Genomic DNA, 20262 nt, shown 5'->3' on the forward strand with positions numbered 1-20262 from the left:
CAGTCTCCCAAACAAATCTTGCCTGCCCGTGACGCCGGGCTTTTGTGGTGCTATGAGCGGGTCAACGAAGACGTCCGCACCCAGCTCAGATAGTACAGTGTCCCAGCAAGATCATCCATACAAGGTATTGGCCATCTACAAGTTTGCCTCTCTGCCCGACGCGGCGGAGATCAAGGCGCCGCTTGCGGAATTTTGTTGCGCGCGCGGTATTAAGGGGACGCTGATCCTCGCGCCTGAGGGTATCAATGGCACTGTCGCCGGTACGCCGGACGCGATTGATGCGCTTTCTGATTATTTGTTTGCTTCCGGGCCTTTCGGCCCACGTTTGGCCGGTGCGGAAGCCAAGTATTCCTTCGCTGACAGCGAGCCGTTTCTGCGCATGAAAGTGCGGCTCAAGCCCGAGATCGTTACCTTGCGCGCGCCGCAGGTTGATCCCAACCGTGAGGTTGGCACCTATGTCGAGCCAGAAGACTGGAATGCGCTGATCGAGCGCAATGACGTCATCCTGATCGATACGCGCAACGATTACGAAGTCGATATCGGCACCTTCCAGCGGGCCATCGACCCCAAGACCGAGAGCTTTGTCGAGTTCAAGGACTACGTCGCCAATAACCTCGACCCCAAGCAGCACAAGAAAGTCGCCATGTTCTGCACCGGCGGTATCCGGTGTGAAAAGGCGTCGAGCTATATGCTCAGCCAGGGTTTTGAAGAGGTGTTCCACCTCAAGGGCGGGATCCTCAAATATCTTGAGAAAGTGCCGGAAGAGAACAGCCGCTTTAACGGCGAGTGCTTCGTGTTCGACGAGCGCGTGTCGGTCGGTCATGGACTTGAAATCGGTACGGCAACGCTCTGCCGTTCATGCCGCCATCCGCTGACCGAACAGGACCGCGCGCATGAGCACTATGTTGAAGGCGTAAGCTGCTCGCATTGCATCAACGATGAAGGTAAGCGCAAGGCCGCGGCTGAGCGTCAGCACCAGATCGATCTCGCTGCAAAGCGTGGCTTGGCGCATATGGGTGACGCGGCCGTTGAGGCTGCGCGCAAGGCTCGTGAGGCGAAAAAGCAACGTGCTGAGCAATCGCGAGCGCTCAACGCTAAGGCGGCGGCCAAAGCGGCTCACTAAGGCCGTCGCACTAATTTGAATTCAGGAGGGGGCCGGTGGTCCCCTTTTGCGATTTAGAGCGTGAGGCCTGCCGCTTTGACAGCGTCAGTATAGCTGCGGCTGACCGGCACGCGCTTCCCCGTTTCAAGTTCGAGCAGCAGCTTACCATTCTCCCGGACGCACCCGCGGACAGCATCCAACGCTACCCAATGGGAGCGGTGTACCTGTAGCCCGGCGATTGGGGCGGTTTCTCGCATGGCATCCGACAGGCGCAACAGCAGCAAGGCTGTGCCGCGATCGGTGGAGACCTCAACATAGTGGTCAGCCACAGCCAAGTGAAGCAACCGACCTCTCTGGTGCAGCGGCATGCGGCTGAGTAGGGCTGGCGTCGCATCGGCCAAGGCAGTGGGCGCTTCGCGCGGTGTGAATACTGCACTCAGCACTGTGACAGCGGCCGAAATTGCTATGCAATAGAGCGTTAAACTCGCAGCTTCTCTGGTCGGGAAGGACCAGCCAAAAGCGAGTTGATTGACTCCAATGACGCAGGCGACGCCGGGCAGCCCGGCAATGCTTCCAGCGACAAGGGCTCGCGGCACGGGCGGCAAGCGGGTGCCGAGCAATAGCTCAAAAAAACTTGCGGTCGCGGTGCCAATGATTGCGGTGACGATGACCACTGCCGCCCAATAGGGCAGGCGAATATGAAGCGGTAAATCGAAGGAGCCGAAAGGCCCAATCATCCCCACCAGTAAGGCGATGATCGTGAGCGTTATCCAACTGCGCGCATCACCCGCAAGGGTGCGCATTTCACGAAGCGTAGACTGCAGGATGGTGTGGTTCACGTAGGGGAGCGGCCATTGGCGAAATGGAGGTTGTACGGGGCGAGCTTATAGAGCCATGGCGAAGAGGCAAGCAAGATCAAGGTCTCCCATGTCGCTCACTCCTCTGCTCAATGCTGGTCTCGTGATCCAAATTCATGTCATCGCGGCCATTGCCGCATTCCTGCTGGGCGCCTTGGTGCTGTGGCGTCGCAAGGGGACGCGGCTGCACAAGGCCTTGGGCAAGGTCTGGGTTGTGCTGATGCTGGTGGTGGCCACCAGTTCGTTGTTCATCCATGAGGGCCGGTTGTTCGGGCCGTTCAGCCCGATCCACATTCTGACGCTTGTTACCTATATCGGGATTGGCCAAGCCCTATGGGCGATCAAGGTGCAGCGCGACGTGGTGGCACACCGTGCTGGCATGCAGGGCACCTATATTGGCGCGCTGTTGCTTGCGGGCGCATTCACCTTCTTGCCGGGTCGTCGCATGCACGCGGTCTTGTTTGGCGCAGAGGCGGGGTGGACCCCGTGTCTCGTGATTATCGCTCTGGCGCTGAGTGTGGCCGCGCTGTCGTGGTGGCGACTGCTGCGCGGCGCACATTCTGTCCAGCGCTAGGCGTTGCCGATGAGAATGCCGGCAGCGAAAACCAAGGCGCCGCCGAGCACCACCTGCAATACGGCGCGCCAGAACGGGGTCTGCATATAGCGCTTTTGAATGTAAGCGATGGCCCAGAGCTCGAGAATAACGACGGCTGCTGCCGCCCACGTCGCAACCCAGAAGTCAGCGATGAGATAGGGCAGGGCATGGCCCAAGCCGCCGACAGCAGTCATGATCCCTGCAGCAAAGCCGCGCTTGATCGGCGAGCCACGCCCGGTCAGCTTACCGTCGTCAGACGCTGCCTCGGTAAAGCCCATGGAAATGCCCGCGCCAACGGCTGCGGCAAGACCAACCAAAAATGTCTGATGCGTGTCGCCCGTGGCGAAGGCGGCGGCAAAGACCGGGGCAAGGGTCGAGACCGAACCATCCATCAGGCCAGCAAGGCCGGGCTGGACATAGGTGAGCAGGAACTGACGATGGGTTTCGTTCTTCTCGCTCTCGTGCCCGTCGGCGCCGAGATGGGTCTCGTCAAGGTCAGTGGCGCGTTTGGCGTGGCCCTTTTCGGCCTGCGCCAGATCGCTCAGCAGCTTGCGGGTCGACACATCGCTCACCTGCGCGGCAGCGGCGAGGTAGAAGCGGAATGCCGCTTCTTCCATCTCCCAAACCTGCTGACGCGCCTGCTCAAGGGTGAGGGTTTTCAAAAGCCAGATCGGCTTGCGGGTGAGAAAGCCACGAACGTGTTCGCGGCGAATGGGCACCAGATGCTCGCCGAACTTGGTCAGATACAGATCGAGCAGGCGACGCCTATGTTCGTTCTCCTCAGCGGCCATGCCTTCAAACAGCGCGCCAGAGCCTGGATAGGTCTCGCCCAGACGGCTAGCAAACTCCAGATAGATACGCCCATCTTCCTCTTCCGCAGCAATCGCTAGTGCGAGAATTTCGCGTTCGGAAAGGGATGAAAAATCGCGGCGGGCATCAGGCCAGAGCTTCAGCATCTTTGTTCACTGTTTAGAATGGTTCTAATCATTGTTTAGAATGTTTCTAAACTTAGCGCAAGCGTGATCGCGTGTCGCGCTTGAGCCTTGCGCCAGTTCCGGCTATGGCTGGCGCCATGGCAAACCGCAGACATACATTGGCGCGTGAAACTGGCATCGCTCTGGCGGTGCTGGCGATGTATGTACTGACGCTGCTGCTGCCACTGCACAGCGCCGCTGGTTTGCAACGCGATCTCAATGCGCTCGGCTTTTCCAACCTCGCCAGTTGGTCGGTCTGCTCGTCCATCGCCAATGATCGGGACACTGATCCAACTGACCCGGCAGCGCTGACCTGTCCTGCAACGGGCGTAGCCAAATCGCAGCTGACGGCCGTATTGCCGCCGGCAATCACGATCGAGGTGCCTGAAGCCCACGCGCTTGGCAATTTCGTTCCTTCAATCCTTGTTGCGGCAGGCTCCTTGCCAGCGCACTTCGGGCAATCGCGCGCGCCTCCAGCTCTGGTCTGACGTCTTGGGCCAAGTGCCCGACTAGCCCCCTTTGATCTGGAGAGTTCCATGTTCCGTTCCGCCCTCCGCGCGACCCTTTTTGCTTTGCCGCTTGTCGTTGCAGGCCCTACCTTTGCTCATAATGGCGTTGACCACAGCAAGGACGCTGAAACGTCCACCCCGGCAGAAGCCCACGCTGAAACCAAAATCGGCGATCTGACTATCACCGGCGCATTTACCCGCGCGACCTTGCCCAAGGCACCCGTTGGTGGTGGCTACTTCACCGTCCAGAATTCTGGCGACGCCGATGACCGCCTGATTTCGGTCTCTTCGCCCGTTGCCAAGGAAGGCCAGATCCATGAAATGGCTATGGTTGGCGATGTCATGAAAATGCAGCAGCTGTCCGATGGACTGGTTATTCCGGCAGGTGAAACTGTCGAGCTTAAGCCAGGTGGCTATCACCTGATGCTGATGGGCCTGAGCGAACAATTGGTGGAAGGCGAAACCATCCCACTTACCCTGACTTTTGAAAATGCTGGCGAGATCACCATTGATCTGCCGATCGCAGCGACTGCCGCCTCTGGCGCGCCTTGCCATATGAGCCACGAATAATGTCCCGCATGAAAAACATCCGCGTCCTTCTGTGGGCTTTGGTTGGCACGGCGGCTCTGACCGCGACCGGCCTTTATGTCTACAACGCCAATCGGCCTGCCGTTACCGCGAGCTTTGGTGCCGGGGACTATACGCTCGAAGCCGGGAATGGAGATAAGTTCACTTATGCCTCCCTCAGCGGCAATCCATCGATGCTGTTCTTTGGCTTCACCCATTGTCCGGATGTCTGCCCGACAACTCTGGCGGAAATGACCAGCTGGTACGAAGTTCTTGGCCCAGAGGCGAAGGATTTGAAGGCCTATTTCGTTACCGTTGACCCAGAGCGCGATACGCCTCAAGTGGTCGCTGACTATGTGTCCTGGGCTGAGCCTGTTGTTGGCTTGAGCGGCTCGCTCGAAGAGATCGACACGTTCGCCAAGGCCTGGGGTGCATTCTACGAAAAGTCGCCGCTCGATAACGGTGACTACACGATGAACCACACAGCATCGGTGTATCTCATCAATGCCAATGGCGAGTTTGAAGGCACGATTGCCTATGAAGAAGGCGGCGCAACCGCCATCGGTAAGCTGAAAAAACTGCTCGCAAAGGGCTAAGCCTTTTCTCGTGGAGGCGGGGTTCTCGCCTCCACTTACGGCTTCGGCCATGTTTGTTTTGGCCATAGTCGTGACTTGTGGATCACCCGCAAGATCACCAGCCTGTCTCCCGAATGATCCGTGTCGAGAGCATAGGCGACGATGTAGGGCAGGTGGATCAGTGATTTTTCAAATGTTCCCCGCACACGTCCCGGCCGCCCAGAGGGGAGCGCGCTGAGCTTGTCTATGTCGGCGCGCAGTTGGGCGACAATTCTGAGGGGCAAGCGGTCGTCTGCCGTTGCAAGGTAGCGGAGTTGATTTTGCAGATCGTCTAGGGCGGTTTGCGTCCAAACGATCCGTCGCATTAGTGGCCCGAGCTAGGCCGCAAGGCGCGTTCTAATTCGGTCATTGCAACATTATGGTCGACAACCCGGCCATGCGCCGCGTCGTCCAGCGCTTGCTTTATGCTGCGTACGATCTCGTCCTCATGATCGAGATAGGCCGTTAGTGCTTCTTCGATAAGGGCGCTTTCGCTGCGCTCATTCAAGCTTGCGGCGTGCTCGAGCTTCGCCTTGGTCGCTGACGAAAGGCTGATGATAAAAGTCGTGTTGGTGTTCGACATGCTCACCTCCAACGGGGTGGGGAGAGTTTACACCGCCCCCACCGGATCGGCAATTAATGCAGGAAGCGCTCCATGCGGAATGGCGCGATGTTGATCGCAGTAGGCTCACCGGTCATCGCTTGCGCCAGAAGTTCGCCCGTTGCCGGGCCAAGGGTGAACCCGTGGTGGGCGTGGCCAATGCCGACATAAAGCCCGTTGTGGCGTGGGGCTTTGCCAATAATGGGCATCATATCGGGCGTGCAGGGGCGCGCGCCCTTCCAAGGTTGAGGATCAACGCGCTCGCCGAGTGGGAAGATTTCGCGCGCTTTGGCCTCGGCTTTGGCGAGCTGAACGGGCGTTGGTGCTGCATCGCGCAGCGCAAACTCCGCACCCGTCGTGATGCGCACGCCGCGCGCCATGGGCGCCATAGCGTAGCCGACCTCGGGGTCGAGCAGTGTGTGACCAAGGGTGGCATTGCCCTCAAGCGTATAATGCATGTGATAGCCGCGCTTAACAAAGAGCGGCAGGCGATAGCCTAAGGGCTCGAGCACATCGGGTGCCCATGGGCCGAGCGTGACGACAGCCTGCTTGCCGGTGACGGTCGTGCCGTTGACCTTGGTCGACCACACGCCTGCACTCTCGGAAAGGTCGGAGGCCGCGCCCTTGATGAAGGTGCCACCCATCGCGCGGAAGAGCTCAAAATAAGCTGTCACGAGGGCACCCGGGTCGCTCACCGTCCACGGGTCTGTCCAATGAATAGCGCCGACGATTTTGCTCGTGACATAAGGTTCGATGGCGCTGAGAGCGGCGTGATCGACGACTTTATATCCGACGCCAAACAGCTCGAGATCGCGCTTGGCTTTGGCCGCTTCTGCCTGAAGTTTTTCGGGCGTGCGGAAGGCCAAATACCAACCCTCGCGCTTGATGAGCTTTTCGGCATCGGGCCCGGCAGCATTGATTAGATCGGAATGGGCCTCAATCGAGCGACCGATGAGCGGCGCATAGTTTTCCACCACACGGCGATAGTGTTCGGGGGAGGATTCCCACCAATAGCGGAGCAATGGTGGCGCCAGCTTGGGCAAGGCAAGAGGGGCATAGCGAGCCGCAACGGAGAGATGAAGGCCCACTTGAGCCAATGTGTGCAGATCACGTGGGAAAGGGTGCGGGCGAACGCCCTCACGCTGGATGATGCCGGCATTGCCAAATGAAGTCTCGCGGCCCGGGTCATTTTTATCAATGATGGTGACGCTTCGGCCGCGACGCAGCAGATGGATCCCAGTTGAAATACCAACAATACCAGCACCAAGGATAATGACGTCGTTCATAATGACCGCCTTTCAATAGCCCAAGGCTAGAGCAAATTTTTCTCTTCTGCCACTCGGAGGGCGTAGAAAAAGACTATCGCTCCGCGGCTGATCTTACCGGGTTTGGAGAAGAATAAGGCGCGGGCCGAAGTTGACCAAAAGAAAAGCCCGTGGCGATTACCACGGGCTGAGAAGTGTTCTGTTCGTGACAGTTGCGAGCCTATGCTTCAGCCACGTCGGCGTCTGGGCCGCGTTCTTGCAGCGATTTGATCGCGTTTTTAGCAGAGGCTTTCGAGGTGTAGGTCTCGGTGCGGACCATGGTCTCGCCATTGGAGGCGACGAAGCGCACGAAATGCTGGCCGTCCTTGGAGGCCACGATTTCAAAGCGATAGCCCGAGCCGGTCTCGTCTTTGGACAGATCGACCGTTGGTGCGGCTGGCGCGTTTTTCTTCAGGCTTTCAATGGCGCTCTTGGCCGAGGCCTTTTGCTTGTAGTTTTCGGACCAGAAGATTTTTTCCGAATTATAGGAGAAATCAAATTTGAACTGGTCGTTGGCAGCGCCGGTAATATTGAAACGATGTGGCATGACGAAATGTCCCCTCCGTGAGTCGGCCTCGTAAGACTAGCGTAGGCTAAGTTGTTGGTCAGCCCTCGATTGTGGGCGCGCGAACGCCGTCGGTATGGCCAAGGCTGCGTTCCGGATCAATCCGATCGCGCACCATTTGCTTGAGCACGCGACTATCGGGAAATCCGCCATTCGCCTTGCGTTCCCAGACGAGATCTTCCCCGAAGTGGATATCAAATATGCCGCCGGTGCCGGGGATAAGCGTTACCGAGCCCAGCGTGTCACTAAAGGTCGAGAGCAGTTCCTGCGCCATCCAGGCCGACCGCAGCATCCAATTGCATTGTGTGCAGTAGGTGATGGTGATCGCAAGTTTTTCAGACATGGTGTGCTCGGTGCTGTTTGGGTGAAACATGCCAAATCGGGGTCGGGCTGGGTAGGAGCAAATTCGGGTCGCAAAAATCTTGCTTGGTATGAATACTTAGGGTGTAGTGGGCCTCGCGGGGAGGCGTGCATGGCATTTGGGGTGTTCATACATAGAGCTGACTCGGTATATGATGACCTGCCAGCGGAGAAGTATCAGTTTCCCGCTATCTATTTAAAGCGCGCGGCCCAATTTGAAGGCGATTGGATCGTCTATTATGAGCCGACCAAAGTGCGCAATTCGCGCGGCTATTTTGCTATTGCTCGAGTTAGTAAGATTGTCTCCGACCCGAGCGCAGAGGGAATGTATCTCGCGCTGATTGAACCGGGGAGCTATTGGGAGTTCCCAAACTCGGTCCCGTTTGCGGACGCTAATGGGGTGGTCGAGAGCGGGGTGCTCAATGATGCAGGACGTATTTCTGGTCGCGCGCAGTCTGCCGTCCGTCCAATGTCAAAATCTGATTTCGACGCGATCCGAGAGCGCGGCCTCTGGGGCGTAGGCGATGAACTTCCGCGTAATGACGGAGATTACGCCAGTGTGGACGAGAACGAATTTGCAGAAGTGTACCAGGCGCCGTTTGCTGGAGAGTTTGACCGCGAGCAGGTCATTGTTTCAGGCAAAAAATGGCGCCGCGATAAGATATTCAGGCAGTTGATCCTGAAAGCCTATGACAAGCGCTGCGCCATTACGGGAATGAAATTGATCAATGGCGGCGGTCGTGCGGAGGTGCAAGCCGCTCATATCAGGTCGGTCGATCAAAAAGGTCCCGACAGTGTCAATAACGGCATGGCACTATCTGGAACCGTCCACTGGATGTTCGACCGAGGGCTCATCGCGGTGGAAGATGACTTGTCGATTGTCATCTCCCGTCATGTGAATGACCGCGATAGTGTCGAAGGCCTTATCAATCGTACAGGTCGTTTGGTTGGCCCTGCGCTTGGCCGAGATAGGCCGCACCCGGCCTATCTCGCGTGGCACAGAGAGCATCGTTTTAAGTGCTAGGCGCCCCTCCCCCTAAAACCCCTTGAGCATGGATTGTTGGAGGCCGATTGCGGCCATGGAGCCGGCGTGGGTGGAGATGGTTACGGAATGCATGCCGGTGGCGAGGTCGCCGGCTGCAAAGATGCCCGGGCGGGAGCTTTGCTGCATGCCTTCTACCGTGATCATTGAGCCGGTAAATGTTTCGCTGGTGACCAGACCCAATTGCTCATGAAGATTGGCTGAGGGGCGGTTGCGCGGATGGGCGAAGAGGGCGTCAAGAGCGAGCGTCTTGCCATTGTCCAGCGTCACGGCTTTGACCATGCCATTGACCTGATCGATAGCGGTCAACTTGCCATCTTCTATCGCAATCCCGGATGCCAAGATCTTGGAGCGTATTTCGGGCTCGAGCTGATGCCCATCGAGAATGAGGGTCAACTGGTCAGTCCAATCGCGGTACAGCGCCAGAGCATGCAGCGCGGGCGCGCCAGCATAGAGTAGCGCCCAACGCTGCCCGGCCACTTCATAGCCGTGGCAGAAGGGGCAGTGGATGACAGTTTTGCCCCAAGCTTCGGCAAAGCCGGGAATGGCTGGGAATTCGTCGGTAATGCCATAGGCGAGCAGCAGGCGACGGCTGGTGATTGTCTCGCCCGCGTCCGTGGTCACGGTGAATGCGTCGGGCACGCCGGAAGCCGTTTTGGCCTTGGCAGCAATCAGTTTGACCATGGGATAGGTGGCGATCTGAGCCCGTGCTGTCGCGAGAATCTGCGACGGTGGCACGCCATCGAAGCCAAAAATATTATGCGCCTCGTGGGCGTATCGATTGCGATTAAGACCAGAGTCGAGCACGGTGACTTGGCGACGACCGCGACCCAGCTGCAAGGCGGCAGCAAGCCCCGCAAAGCTGCCCCCGATGATGGTGACATCTTCCATGATAAACTCCAGAGTTGAATGTGGCAGCGCTAGAGGGTCTTGAACCCGGCGCTTATCGCTTCTGTCGCCAAATCGCTGAGACGGGTGCGGGCAAGCCGCGCTGACAGCAGCGTTTCGGCGTCTTCAAGAAATTCGTGCATGACCCGGTCAACGGAGCGCACAATCGCGCAAGAGCAGTCGCCCGGATCGCTTTCGGTGCGGACGAGAAGACGCTCGCCCAAAGCTTGATAAATGTCGCGCAAGGTGATCTCGCCTGCGGGGCGGGAGAGGCTCCAGCCACCGGTCGGTCCCTTGCTGGCCTTCACGATATCGGCGTCCCGCAGCTCTCCCAAAATGCGGCGTACTACCACCGGGTTGGTTTGTAGGCATGTCGCCAGATCCGCCGAGGAGACGGTTTTGTCTGGCTGCGCCTGCAAATGCACCAAGGCATGGAGGGCGGTGGAGAGACGACTGGAACGCTTCATGTAACTTTTATAGTTACATATAAGGGCTAGCGTCAAGGGTCAAAAAGAAGACCCCGGGCGAACCCGGGGTTGAGGCTGGGAGAGATGGAGTGAAGTGACGAAAAGTCTGCCTACCCTAACCGTCCATTCGTCAAGCTGGACGCTAGAGGTTCCGGCCGCTCGACCGGCGTCTTGATGAAGACGGTACGGTTTTCACGAGCCGAAATTTCAAAGGCTTCCATGACTTCAAGAACATGGAGGGCCAGATCGCCATTGGCGCGGTGTGGGCGATTGTCCAAAATGGCTTGCGCCATATCGGCGACGCCGAGCGAGCGATAATTGCCGTCGGCATAAGGTTGCTCGACAGCAACGCTGGTCCAGGTTTCGTCGCGACCGCGTTTGCGCAGTTCAACCTCGCCGCCGAAGAAATTCGGGTCGGGGACAATCATCGTCTGTTCGGTGCCGTAGATTTCGAGCGGCACATGCTTTTGAGCGGCGACGTCAAAGGACATGGCGACCTGCACAATAGCGCCACTGGCAAAACCCAAAGAACCGGTTACGTGAGTGTCGACCAAGACGGGCATTTTCTGACCCTTCTTGGGAGCTGAGGTGATTGTGCGTTCGTTGCGAAGGCGCGAACTCATCCCCACGACACGCTCGACCGGCCCCAAGAGATTGACGAGATCGGTGATGTAATAGGGGCCCATGTCGAGCATAGGGCCGCCGCCGATGTCATAATAAAAAGCCGGATCTGGATGCCAGCTTTCGTGGCCTGGGCATTGGAAATAGGCTGTGCCGCCAATGATGGTGCCAAGCGCGCCGCTATCGACTACGGCACGCGCCTGCTGATGCGAACCGCCCAAGAAGGTATCCGGAGCAGAGCCGATACGAAGACCGGCCTTCTTGGCAGCGTTGAGAAGGGTCTGCCCTTCTTCAAAATTAATGCCGAAGGGTTTTTCGGAATACACATGCTTGCCAGCGAAAAGGCATTTTAGCCCCACATCGACATGGGCCCTTGGAATGGTGAGGTTGATGACGAGCTGGATCTCGGGATCGGCGAGCAGCGCTTCAATGCTTTTCGCTGCGAGCCCAAACTCGTTGGCGCGCGCTTGAGCCGCTTCTGGACGCACGTCAGCCAAGGCCTTCACGTTCAATACCGGAAAACCGGATAGGCCATCTTTGCCCAAGATTGCCTTCAAATAGGCCGACGAAATATTGCCGGTACCGATAATTCCGATACCCAGGCTCTTGCCCGACATAAGCGCACTCCTCCCAGATGTACGTACGTCAACCTAACCAAGCGCAATGTGTTCGGGAAGGGGTATTGTATGATTTTTGTATCGTTTTCATCACCCGTTCGAGCAGAGAGAAAATGAGGCCGTGCTTTTGGCAGTTTACGGCCGCGAAGAACTGGGCGACGCTTGGGCGAGGTGAGGGAGACGCCATGCAAGGGATTACATTATCGCGCCGGTTCTATGAGGACTTGGTGGCTCCGTTTCTGGCGGAGCGAGTGCCGAACATGCCCTATGCCGCGGCGCTGTTGGGATTTGGCTCCGACGTCTTGGGCTATGACGATGAGATGTCGCGCGACCACAATTGGGGCCCGCGCGTCCATATTATCGTGAGTGAGGCCGATTTTGACGCGTATGCACGCGCGCTGGTTGTCGGTTTCATCGCCCACGCGCCGCAGAGCCTACATGGCGAGCCGATCGCGTGGCGATCACGCCCGCACCCGCCCGCCAACCGTCGCTGGGCTGCTGGTGATATGGGTCATGGGCTGGAGATACACACAGTTGCGGGACGCTTAGAGGATCATTTTGCGCGTGGCGATATCAATTGGACCACTAGTGACTGGTTGGGCGTGCCTGAACAAAAGCTCTTGGAGTTTTGCGGCGGCGCAGTGTTTCGAGACGACGCTGGCACGCTCACTGCTGCGCGTGACGCGTTGGCCTATCTGCCCGATGATGTGTGGCACTATAAAATCGCCGCGCAATGGGCGCGGATCGGGGAAGAGCAGGCCTTTGTCGGGCGCACCGGGATGAATGGCGATGATCTGGGCTCGCGCATCATTGCGGCGCGTTTGGTGCGGGACGTGATGCGCTTGGCCTATCTGCTGGAACGGCAGTATGCGCCCTATGCCAAATGGTTCGGCACTGGCTTTGCCCAACTGACAGTCTCTGACAAGCTTCGACCTGTGCTGGAGCGCGTGTTGGGCGCAAAATATTGGGGCGAGCGCGAAAGTGCCTTGGCGGACGCGTATCTGCTGATGGCGCAAATGCAAAAATCCCTCAACATCGCCCCGTTTGACGGAAAGATTGGGCCCTATCACGAGCGCGGATTTCAAACGATCAATGTGGAAACAGCCGTCGAGGCGGCGCTTGCCAAGATTGGCGATAGCACCCTTCTGGCGCGCTTTCCCTTTGGAGGGATCGATCAGCTTTCCGATGCCACCCCAGTGCTGGAACGTGCCGCTGTTGCTCGAAGGGTGAACTCGGCGGCCGAAAACTAAAACGGCCCTCCGTTGGGAGGGCCGTTAAAAAGGCTAGGTCACGAGAAAAATAATAATGATTAGCCAAATCGGCACGCCGAGAAGCCAGAGAGCGAGACCTTTGAACATGGTGTTCTCCTTGTTTCCTTAAGCGCTAGAAGCGGCGGAAGACGCCAGCGTGAACGGTGTTTTCGTCGCGGTGATTGCCACCCTTCTGGGCCGCCCAGAACGCGCCAATGGCCGAAACCAAAGACGATGCTGCGATCAGGAAGGCGGCAAGAATGCCCGTGTTGCGGGCTATACGGGCCGCTTCAAGTGCTGTGGCGCGGGCCTCGGCAATCGTTGCGTTCACTTGATCAACACGTGCTTCAGCTTCTGCAGGGGGCAGTGCGGTGGTCGAAGCGACAAGGCCAACAAGATAGCTGCGGTCTTCGGCGCTGATCTCAGCATCGGTGAGGGCTGATTGCGCATAGATCCGTAGAGCTTCGTCACGGGCGACGCCGGGATCGACCGGAATGCTGGCACGGAACAGAGTGTCGACAAAATAATCATTGGGGCTTGAGTCATCGGCAGCCATTGCTGTGGCCGCAGTTGTTGCGGCACTCCCCACAGCGGAGCCAAGGGCCCCAATGCCGCCGACAGCCAGCGCTGCACCAAAAATCATCGCGCCGCCCCAGACCAAGAGGCCATGGGCACCATCACGCAGGTCGGATTCATCGGCGGTGGCGTCGAATTTGCGGCGACGCAATCTGCCGGTGAGATAGCCTCCGGCCATAAAGCTGGAGATCTGGATCCAGAGAAACCAGAGGGCGGCGCCTATGCCGACGAGCCAGACAGGCGCGCCGTCGCGACCATGAAAGTCGACAAAGTTAAGTCCAATGGCAGCACCAAAGCTAATCAGGACCAGCGAGATAGCGGTGGCCAGAACGATCCCCGCAATAATCGCGGGCCAATCGACATAGCTGCTTTCTGCTACAGGCGCGGGAGCGGTGTCTATGACGGTAACACCGGGGGGCGTGTTGAGTGCCATGAGATGCTCCTCCCTTTCGCTCAAGCCAAGCCGATGAAGGAAAGAATGGCGAGGACGATTACGACCAGACCAACGAGGTAGATAATGGAGTTCATCGAAAAGCCTCTCTTTGGATTTGTATGTAAGAGGTAATCCATTGTCAGGCCGGATGGTTCCGGGGGTCGGCGTAAAGCTGCCGCAAGATAAACAAAAGCGGGAGCCCGAAGGCCCCCGCTCTGCAAAGCTGATTGGGTAGAAAGCTTACTTCAGTGCGTCGGTGACGACAGTGGTGTAGGCGCCTTCTGGCAGGGCCTTGACGATCTTCTGGTCAAGGAGCGCCTTGACGGTACGATCATAGGTCGCCATGTCGAGCGCAGCGTCATCTGGGTCGACGAGCTTGGTCACTTCCTTGACCATGTAGAGCTGGTGCGCCAGTTCGGCGGCGCCGGTTTCGTCGGCGTCGACAACGATCTGTGCGGCCTCATCTGGGTTCTCGAGCGCATAGCCCCAGCCCTTCATCGAAGCGCGAACGAAGCGGGCATAGGCGTCAACCTTGGCCGGATCCTTGAGGCTGTCTTCCATGACGTAGAGACCATCTTCGAGAAGGTCATTACCCATTTCGGTGTAGTTGAAGATGGTGAGATTGTCTGGGCTGTAGCCTGCATCCAGCGCCTGACCATATTCGTTATAGGTCATTACCGAGATACAATCTGCCTGACCCTGGATCATCGGCTGGACGTCAAAGCTCTGCTGCAGCACGGTGACGCCGCCTGCCGAACCATCGGTGGCCAGACCGAGCTTATTCATCCAAGCAAAGAACGGATATTCATTGCCGAAGAACCAAACGCCGAGCGTCTTTCCGGGAAAGTCGGCTTCGGTTTTGACGCCGGTTTCAGTCGGGCAGATCATCATCAGGCCAGCGCGCTTATAGGGCTGGGCGATGTTGACGAGCGGCACGCCGCTTTCGCGCGCGGCCATGCCGGCTGCCATCCAGGTGACAATAATGTCGGCGCCGCCGCCAGCGATCACCTGTTCTGGGGCGATGTTGGGACCGCCGGGAAGAATGGTGATGTCGAGATCTTCCTCGTCATAAAAGCCTTTGGCTTCTGCAACGAGATAGCCCGCAAACTGGGCTTGCGTGACCCACTTCAGCTGCAGGGTGAGTGCGTCTGCTGACAGTGCTGAACTTGCCGACATAACCATTGCGGTTGCGACAAGGCCTCCAAGAATTTTCTTCATTTTTGCGTTCCCGTTTCCCTTTTACGCCCGTCCACCACGGACAGACGGATGCCAGAAGGTGACACCTCTCTCGATGAGAGCGATGACACCGTAGAAGGCGGACCCCGCGACCGCCGCAACAGCGATCTCCGCCCAGACCAGATCAATGGCCAAACGGCCAACACCGGTCGAAATTCGGAAGCCCATTCCCACGACGGGCGTCCCGAAAAACTCCGCTACGATTGCGCCGATCAAGGCCAAGGTCGAATTGATCTTGAGGGCGTTGAATATGAAGGGGCCCGCAGCGGGGAGCCTGAGCTTCATAAGGGTTTGCCAATAGTTGGCGGCATAGGTGTGCATGAGATCGCGCTCGATGGACGAGGCTGCGTTGAGCCCGGCCACCGTGTTGATCAACATGGGGAAGAAGGTCATGGCGACCACGACCGCAGCTTTACTCTGCCAATCGAAACCGAACCACATGACCATAATCGGCGCGATCCCGATGATTGGAAGCGCCGACATGAAATTGCCAATCGGCATGATGCCCGCCTTCAAGAAGGGCGAGCGATCAACCGCAATGGCAACAAGGAGACCGGCAAGACAGCCAATGACATAGCCGGGCAGCACGGATTTGATGAAAGTCTGAATGAAGTCCTGAGTTAGAATATAGGTCTCGGCCGCCATGCGGGCGGCGATGGCTGAAGGGGAGGGCAGAAGCACGGGCGGCACGCCAGCGCCGCGCGTGATGACTTCCCAAACAATGAGCAGGGCCAGGCCAAATATGGTTGGAATGACCAGCCCCGTGCCGGTGTGCGGCAGTTTTCCCAAGCGAATGGCGGTGGAGAGCTCTTCAACGAACAACCAAGAAAACGCCCAAGCCGAGATCAGCGCTAACCAATGGTGGCCGGGCATCGTGCCTTCAGCAGGCAAGGAAGCGATGAGGGCATAGGCGCCAAACACCATCAGCAGGCCGTCGACCCAGATCGGCAGCGGCTTTTTAAAGCGGATGAGCGTGAGTGCCCCCGCGATAAAGAAGATCAGCAGCAGTGGCGCGGCACTCAGATTGGTCAATGAAAAGACCAAGCCAAGCGCGGCGCTGCCCCCTGCAACACAGGCGAGAAGCTTTTGCATGGGTGTGAAAGCGAGCGAAATCATGCGCGAGCCCCCATGCGAGCGTTGACGTATTTTTCAGCCGAACCGACCAGCGCCACCAAGACGGCGGCAATCCCTGCGGCCAAGAACAGCGCCGCCCAGATTTGCACGGTTTGACCGTTGTAGGAGCCCGTGAGCAGACGCACGCCAAGGCCACCACCGGCGGCATTGGACAGCTCTGCCACCACGGCGCCGATCAGCGAGATAGCAATGCCCACCTTCATTGTGGCAAACAGGAAGGGCATGGCCGCTGGCCAACGCAGCTTCCAGAACACCTGCCAGGAATTGGCATCATAGGTGCGCATCAGATCGAGCTGGATATTTTCCGGCGAGCGCAGCCCCTTCACCATGCCGACAACGACGGGGAAGAAGGAGAGATACATGGAGATCAACGCCTTCGGGATCATGCCCGTGAGGCCGACGGCCCCCAGCCCCACCACAATCATCGGCGCAACCGCCAAAATTGGAATGGTCTGGCTGGCAATGATCCACGGCATCAAAGAGCGGTCGGTGGCATCATTGTGAATGATCGCGACAGCCAACAGCACGCCCAAAACCGTGCCGAAGGTAAAGCCGAGAAGCGTGGCTGAGAGGGTGATCCAGCTGTGATAGGCGAGCGAGCGCTTGGAGGTGAGCTCCATCGCCACCGTTGCGCTCCAAATCTCGGAAAACACCTGATGGGGCGCTGGCAACACAGGTTTGGCCTGCGCCCAAGTTTGCTGAGCAAACTCGGAGAAGGGCACATTTTCCAGATTTGCGCGGGTGTTGAGCGTGTTCTGCCAGGGCGCGTTCATATGGATCGCCATCGCGTACCAAAAGGCGACAATGGCGATGAGAATGGTGAGAACGGGGAGAATACGGTTCAGCATGGGGGCGATACCCCCACCCAACCTCCCCCTGAGAGGGGGAGGGGGTTAGCTGGTGATCTTACTGGCGGCGTACCCAGGACACCAGCTGATCGCTCTCCCTCATAGGGGGAGGTTAGATGGAGGCCTTCATGACGAAGAGAAATAAGCATGGCTATACATGCTCCTCATCATAGGAATGTCCGGCCCGCAGCCCGTCCCGAACACGCGCGGCAATTTCTAAAAACCTAGGCGTTTCGCGAATGTCGAGCGGCCGCTCCTTGGGCAGCGTGCTCTCAATAATGTCGGTTACCCTGCCCGGACGGGGGGACATGACGACGATTTTTGTCGACAGATACACCGCCTCGGGAATGGAGTGGGTGACAAAGCAGATGGTTTTTTCGGTCCGCGCCCAGAGTTTCAAAAGCTCGGAATTGAGATGGTCTCGGACGATCTCGTCGAGCGCCCCAAAGGGCTCGTCCATCAGTAGAAGATCGGCGTCAAAGCTGAGCGCGCGAGCGATGGAGGCACGCTGCTGCATGCCACCCGACAGTTGCCATGGGTATTTCTTCTCAAAGCCGGAAAGGTTCACCAGCTCCATGGTGCGCTTGATGCGTTCGGCCTGCTCACTGGCAGAATGCCCCATAATCTCGAGGGGTAGGGCGACGTTCCTTTCAATGGTGCGCCACGGATAGAGCGCGGCGGCCTGAAACACATAGCCATAGGAGCGGTCTTTTCGCGCCTGTTCGGCAGTCTTTCCATTGACGGTCAGCGTGCCGGATGTGGGGCGTTCAAGATCGGCAATGGTGCGCAAAAATGTCGTTTTCCCGCAGCCAGAGGGGCCGATGAAGGAGACAAACTCACCCTTGTTGATGGTCAAATTGACGTCAGAGAGCGCAACAACGTCGCCGTCGCCGGTGGGGAAGGTGAGGCCAAGATTTTGAGCGTGAACGACAGTGGTCATTGCGCAGAGGCCCCCTCACCTGACGCGTTGCGTCGACCTCTCCCCCAAGGGGAGAGGTTAACCAGTGCACCCTCTTCACCTCTCCCTAGGGGGAAAGGTCGGCCCATTGGGCCGGGTGAGGGGGCCTTCGGTAGAAAACTAGTCAAAAAAGTCATCAAACCCCCGTCGCTGGGATGCCAGCGCGTTCGATCTTGCGAGGAGAGACGATGTCCTTCCACGTGCTGAGCGCGCGGTTGACCGGGTTCTTGGCGTCACGCGCCACAAACTTGCCGTGGCCTTGCTCGCCCTGGAACTTGTCTTCGACGACCGAGAGATGGCCACGGGTCAGCACAAAGCGCGGCATCCCCTTGCATTCAAAGCCTTCAAACACGTTGTATTCGATGACCGATTGCTGGCTCTTGGCCGAAATGGTCTTTGTGCGTTCCGGGTCCCAGACGATGAGATCGGCATCGGCGCCAACCAGCACAGCCCCCTTTTTCGGATACATGTTGAGGATTTTGGCGATATTGGTCGAGGTTACGGCGACGAACTCATTCATGGTCAGACGACCGGTATTGACGCCAGCGGTCCACAGCACAGGCAGGCGATCTTCGAGACCGCCAGTGCCGTTTGGTATTTTTGAGAAATTGCCAATGCCATTGCGCTTCTGCTCGGAGGTAAAGGCGCAGTGGTCGGTGGCAACGCAGGAGAGCGAGCCGGATTGCAAGCCTGCCCAGAGCGAGTCCTGGTGCTGTTTATTGCGGAACGGAGGAGACATGACGCGGCGGGCGGCGTGGTCCCAATCGGGATTGAAATATTCACTTTCATCCAGCGTCAGGTGTTGGATCAGCGGCTCGCCATAAACGCGCATGCCCTTGGCGCGGGCGCGGCGGATGGCTTCGTGGGCCTGCTCGCAAGAAGTGTGAACGACATAGAGCGGCACACCCGCCATATCGGCCAGCATAATGGCGCGGTTGGTGGCTTCCCCTTCCACTTCTGGCGGGCGAGAATAGGCGTGGCCTTCAGGGCCGGTATTGCCTTCTGCGAGAAGCTTTGCCGTCATCGCAGCGACAATATCGCCGTTTTCAGCATGAACGAGGGGCAGTGCACCAAGGTCGGCGCAGCGCTGGAACGAGGAGAACATCTCATCGTCGTTCACCATCAGGCTGCCCTTATAGGCCATGAAATGCTTGAACGAGGTGATGCCCCGATCGACCACCTCGGCCATTTCGTCAAAAACCTGCTCGCCCCACCAGGTGACGGCCATGTGGAAGGAATAGTCGGCATAGGCTTTGCCGGTTTTATTGTCCCACATTTTGAGCGCTTCTAAGAGGCTCTGGTTGGGATTGGGCAGGCAAAAATCGATGACCATTGTGGTGCCGCCCATAAGGCCAGCGCGCGTACCACTTTCAAAATCATCGGCAGAATACGTGCCCATAAAGGGCATTTCGAGGTGGGTATGCGGATCAATTCCGCCGGGCATGATGTAACAGCCGGTCGCGTCCAAAACCTCATCGCCGGAGAGGTTGTCGCCGATCTCAACGATCACATCGCCTTCGATTTTCACGTCGGCTTTGTAGGTCAGGTCGGCCGTGACCACCGTGCCGTTCTTGATAACTTTACTCATTGTCGTTCCCTCTAAAGTCTGCCCGATCCGCGCTTTCCCCTCGCGCGGATCGGCGATGTCTATTTACACCCTCTCTTCACCTCTCCCTTTGGGGGAGAGGTCGGTCTTCGTGAAACGAAGTCCGGGTGAGGGGGCCTTGCTCAAATGCTCGGCAATGGCAGTGAGCACCCCTTCGGTGTTCTCCAAAACGTCGTGGTTCCAGAAGCGTAGGACCGAATAGCCGTGGGCAGCGAGATCCCTCGTTCTCGCTGCGTCGTTGGCATTCTCGGCGTGTTGGCCGCCATCAAGCTCCACAATAAGTTCAGCTTCTCGACAGGCGAAGTCGACGATATAAGCGCCCACTGGCAACTGCCGAACGAATTTGAACCCGTTCAATTGCCTGTCGCGGATGTGCTCCCAGAGTTTTATCTCCGCGTCAGTCAAATTGGCGCGGAGGCGTTTGGCGGCTTGGGCGGCAAACTTGGTTTTGAGCGTGCTCATAAGGCCCCCTCACCCGACGCAACGCGTCGACCTCTCCCCCAAAGGAAGAGGTAAAGAGGGTGCTTATGCAGGAGCA

General features: G+C 58.1%; 24 protein-coding genes and 1 pseudogene. 7 read left to right on the forward strand and 18 right to left on the reverse strand.

Going from position 1 to position 20262, the window contains the following annotated elements; all coding sequences use genetic code 11:
- The first annotated feature begins 97 nt into the window (after nucleotides 1–97).
- A complete protein-coding gene (locus JHC09_RS05950; protein ID WP_349236513.1) occupies nucleotides 98–1123 on the forward strand; it encodes a rhodanese-related sulfurtransferase in 1026 nt (341 codons plus the stop codon).
- 53 nt (nucleotides 1124–1176) lie between these two features.
- Here the strand turns inward: JHC09_RS05950 and JHC09_RS17165 are convergent, their stop codons facing one another.
- Nucleotides 1177–1941, reverse strand: a complete 765-nt coding sequence (locus tag JHC09_RS17165; protein ID WP_199531190.1) for a LytTR family DNA-binding domain-containing protein — start codon at nucleotides 1939–1941, stop codon at nucleotides 1177–1179.
- 88 nt (nucleotides 1942–2029) lie between these two features.
- On the opposite strand from JHC09_RS17165, the gene JHC09_RS05960 reads away from it, so the two are divergent.
- Nucleotides 2030–2533: a DUF2306 domain-containing protein gene (locus tag JHC09_RS05960; RefSeq protein WP_199531191.1), complete on the forward strand. Its 504-nt coding sequence runs from the start codon at nucleotides 2030–2032 to the stop codon at nucleotides 2531–2533.
- Here JHC09_RS05960 and mbfA read toward each other — a convergent pair.
- The gene (mbfA, locus tag JHC09_RS05965; RefSeq protein WP_199531192.1) at nucleotides 2530–3510 is read right to left on the reverse strand and encodes an iron exporter MbfA; all 981 of its coding nucleotides are present in this window, start codon (nucleotides 3508–3510) and stop codon (nucleotides 2530–2532) included. The genes JHC09_RS05960 and mbfA overlap by 4 nt on opposite strands.
- Before the next feature lie 71 nt (nucleotides 3511–3581).
- Between mbfA and JHC09_RS05970 the strand changes: the two genes are divergently transcribed.
- From JHC09_RS05970 to JHC09_RS05980, 3 genes are read left to right on the forward strand one after another with little or no spacing between them, the layout of a single operon-like run.
- Nucleotides 3582–4016, forward strand: a complete 435-nt coding sequence (locus JHC09_RS05970; protein ID WP_199531193.1) for a hypothetical protein — start codon at nucleotides 3582–3584, stop codon at nucleotides 4014–4016.
- A gap of 48 nt (nucleotides 4017–4064) precedes the next feature.
- Entirely contained in the window at nucleotides 4065–4607 is a 543-nt protein-coding gene (locus JHC09_RS05975; RefSeq protein WP_199531194.1) for a copper chaperone PCu(A)C, read from the forward strand.
- A complete protein-coding gene (locus tag JHC09_RS05980; protein ID WP_199531195.1) occupies nucleotides 4607–5200 on the forward strand; it encodes an SCO family protein in 594 nt (197 codons plus the stop codon). Before JHC09_RS05975 ends, JHC09_RS05980 begins: the two co-directional genes overlap by 1 nt.
- 35 nt (nucleotides 5201–5235) lie before the next feature.
- Here the strand turns inward: JHC09_RS05980 and JHC09_RS05985 are convergent, their stop codons facing one another.
- From JHC09_RS05985 to JHC09_RS06005, 6 genes and pseudogenes are all read right to left on the reverse strand, one after another.
- The gene (locus JHC09_RS05985; RefSeq protein ID WP_199531196.1) at nucleotides 5236–5544 is read right to left on the reverse strand and encodes a type II toxin-antitoxin system RelE/ParE family toxin; all 309 of its coding nucleotides are present in this window, start codon (nucleotides 5542–5544) and stop codon (nucleotides 5236–5238) included.
- Nucleotides 5544–5801 (reverse strand): ribbon-helix-helix protein, CopG family, encoded by a 258-nt coding sequence (locus tag JHC09_RS05990; protein WP_199531197.1) that lies wholly within the window; start codon nucleotides 5799–5801, stop codon nucleotides 5544–5546. The genes JHC09_RS05985 and JHC09_RS05990 overlap by 1 nt, the downstream gene beginning before the upstream one ends.
- A gap of 53 nt (nucleotides 5802–5854) precedes the next feature.
- Nucleotides 5855–7108 (reverse strand): FAD-binding oxidoreductase, encoded by a 1254-nt coding sequence (locus tag JHC09_RS05995; protein ID WP_199531242.1) that lies wholly within the window; start codon nucleotides 7106–7108, stop codon nucleotides 5855–5857.
- A gap of 196 nt (nucleotides 7109–7304) precedes the next feature.
- Complete coding sequence (locus JHC09_RS16870) at nucleotides 7305–7502, reverse strand: DUF1508 domain-containing protein (RefSeq protein ID WP_248305898.1); 198 nt, start codon at nucleotides 7500–7502, stop codon at nucleotides 7305–7307.
- Nucleotides 7488–7670, reverse strand: a pseudogene (locus JHC09_RS16875) (DUF1508 domain-containing protein); the annotation flags it as partial. The pseudogene JHC09_RS16875 and the gene JHC09_RS16870, both read right to left, overlap by 15 nt.
- A gap of 58 nt (nucleotides 7671–7728) precedes the next feature.
- Nucleotides 7729–8031, reverse strand: coding sequence for a SelT/SelW/SelH family protein (locus JHC09_RS06005; RefSeq protein ID WP_199531198.1), 303 nt, complete (start codon nucleotides 8029–8031; stop codon nucleotides 7729–7731).
- 129 nt (nucleotides 8032–8160) lie between these two features.
- Between JHC09_RS06005 and JHC09_RS06010 the strand changes: the two genes are divergently transcribed.
- On the forward strand, nucleotides 8161–9072 hold the full coding sequence (locus JHC09_RS06010) for an HNH endonuclease (protein ID WP_199531199.1): 912 nt from the start codon (nucleotides 8161–8163) through the stop codon (nucleotides 9070–9072).
- A gap of 12 nt (nucleotides 9073–9084) precedes the next feature.
- On the opposite strand, the gene JHC09_RS06015 is transcribed toward JHC09_RS06010, so the two are convergent.
- From JHC09_RS06015 to JHC09_RS06025, 3 genes are all read right to left on the reverse strand, one after another.
- A complete protein-coding gene (locus JHC09_RS06015) occupies nucleotides 9085–9981 on the reverse strand; it encodes an NAD(P)/FAD-dependent oxidoreductase (RefSeq protein WP_199531200.1) in 897 nt (298 codons plus the stop codon).
- Nucleotides 9982–10010: 29 nt separating this feature from the next.
- Nucleotides 10011–10445 carry an Rrf2 family transcriptional regulator gene (locus JHC09_RS06020; protein ID WP_169194224.1) on the reverse strand — a complete coding sequence of 145 codons (435 nt, stop codon included), beginning with the start codon at nucleotides 10443–10445 and terminating at the stop codon, nucleotides 10011–10013.
- A 110-nt stretch (nucleotides 10446–10555) separates the two neighbouring features.
- The gene (locus JHC09_RS06025; RefSeq protein ID WP_199531201.1) at nucleotides 10556–11683 is read right to left on the reverse strand and encodes a Gfo/Idh/MocA family oxidoreductase; all 1128 of its coding nucleotides are present in this window, start codon (nucleotides 11681–11683) and stop codon (nucleotides 10556–10558) included.
- Nucleotides 11684–11868: 185 nt separating this feature from the next.
- On the opposite strand from JHC09_RS06025, the gene JHC09_RS06030 reads away from it, so the two are divergent.
- Nucleotides 11869–12933, forward strand: a complete 1065-nt coding sequence (locus JHC09_RS06030) for a DUF4037 domain-containing protein (protein ID WP_199531202.1) — start codon at nucleotides 11869–11871, stop codon at nucleotides 12931–12933.
- Nucleotides 12934–13066: 133 nt separating this feature from the next.
- Here the strand turns inward: JHC09_RS06030 and JHC09_RS06035 are convergent, their stop codons facing one another.
- The 7 genes from JHC09_RS06035 to JHC09_RS06065 all read right to left on the reverse strand — a co-directional run bounded on the left by JHC09_RS06035 (nucleotide 13067) and on the right by JHC09_RS06065 (nucleotide 20186).
- Entirely contained in the window at nucleotides 13067–13942 is an 876-nt protein-coding gene (locus tag JHC09_RS06035; RefSeq protein WP_199531203.1) for a hypothetical protein, read from the reverse strand.
- 240 nt (nucleotides 13943–14182) lie between these two features.
- The gene (locus JHC09_RS06040) at nucleotides 14183–15160 is read right to left on the reverse strand and encodes an ABC transporter substrate-binding protein (RefSeq protein ID WP_169194220.1); all 978 of its coding nucleotides are present in this window, start codon (nucleotides 15158–15160) and stop codon (nucleotides 14183–14185) included.
- Between the two features lie 21 nt (nucleotides 15161–15181).
- Complete coding sequence (locus JHC09_RS06045) at nucleotides 15182–16270, reverse strand: ABC transporter permease (RefSeq protein WP_248308910.1); 1089 nt, start codon at nucleotides 16268–16270, stop codon at nucleotides 15182–15184.
- Between the two features lie 20 nt (nucleotides 16271–16290).
- Entirely contained in the window at nucleotides 16291–17160 is an 870-nt protein-coding gene (locus JHC09_RS06050; protein WP_199531205.1) for an ABC transporter permease, read from the reverse strand.
- Nucleotides 17161–17311: 151 nt separating this feature from the next.
- The gene (locus JHC09_RS06055; protein WP_199531206.1) at nucleotides 17312–18100 is read right to left on the reverse strand and encodes an ABC transporter ATP-binding protein; all 789 of its coding nucleotides are present in this window, start codon (nucleotides 18098–18100) and stop codon (nucleotides 17312–17314) included.
- Between the two features lie 154 nt (nucleotides 18101–18254).
- Nucleotides 18255–19706 (reverse strand): dihydropyrimidinase, encoded by a 1452-nt coding sequence (hydA, locus tag JHC09_RS06060; protein ID WP_199531207.1) that lies wholly within the window; start codon nucleotides 19704–19706, stop codon nucleotides 18255–18257.
- A 63-nt stretch (nucleotides 19707–19769) separates the two neighbouring features.
- Complete coding sequence (locus tag JHC09_RS06065) at nucleotides 19770–20186, reverse strand: endonuclease domain-containing protein (protein ID WP_199531208.1); 417 nt, start codon at nucleotides 20184–20186, stop codon at nucleotides 19770–19772.
- Nucleotides 20187–20262: the final 76 nt, after the last annotated feature.

This window comes from Devosia sp. MC532 (assembly GCF_016461625.1).
GTDB lineage: Bacteria > Pseudomonadota > Alphaproteobacteria > Rhizobiales > Devosiaceae > Devosia.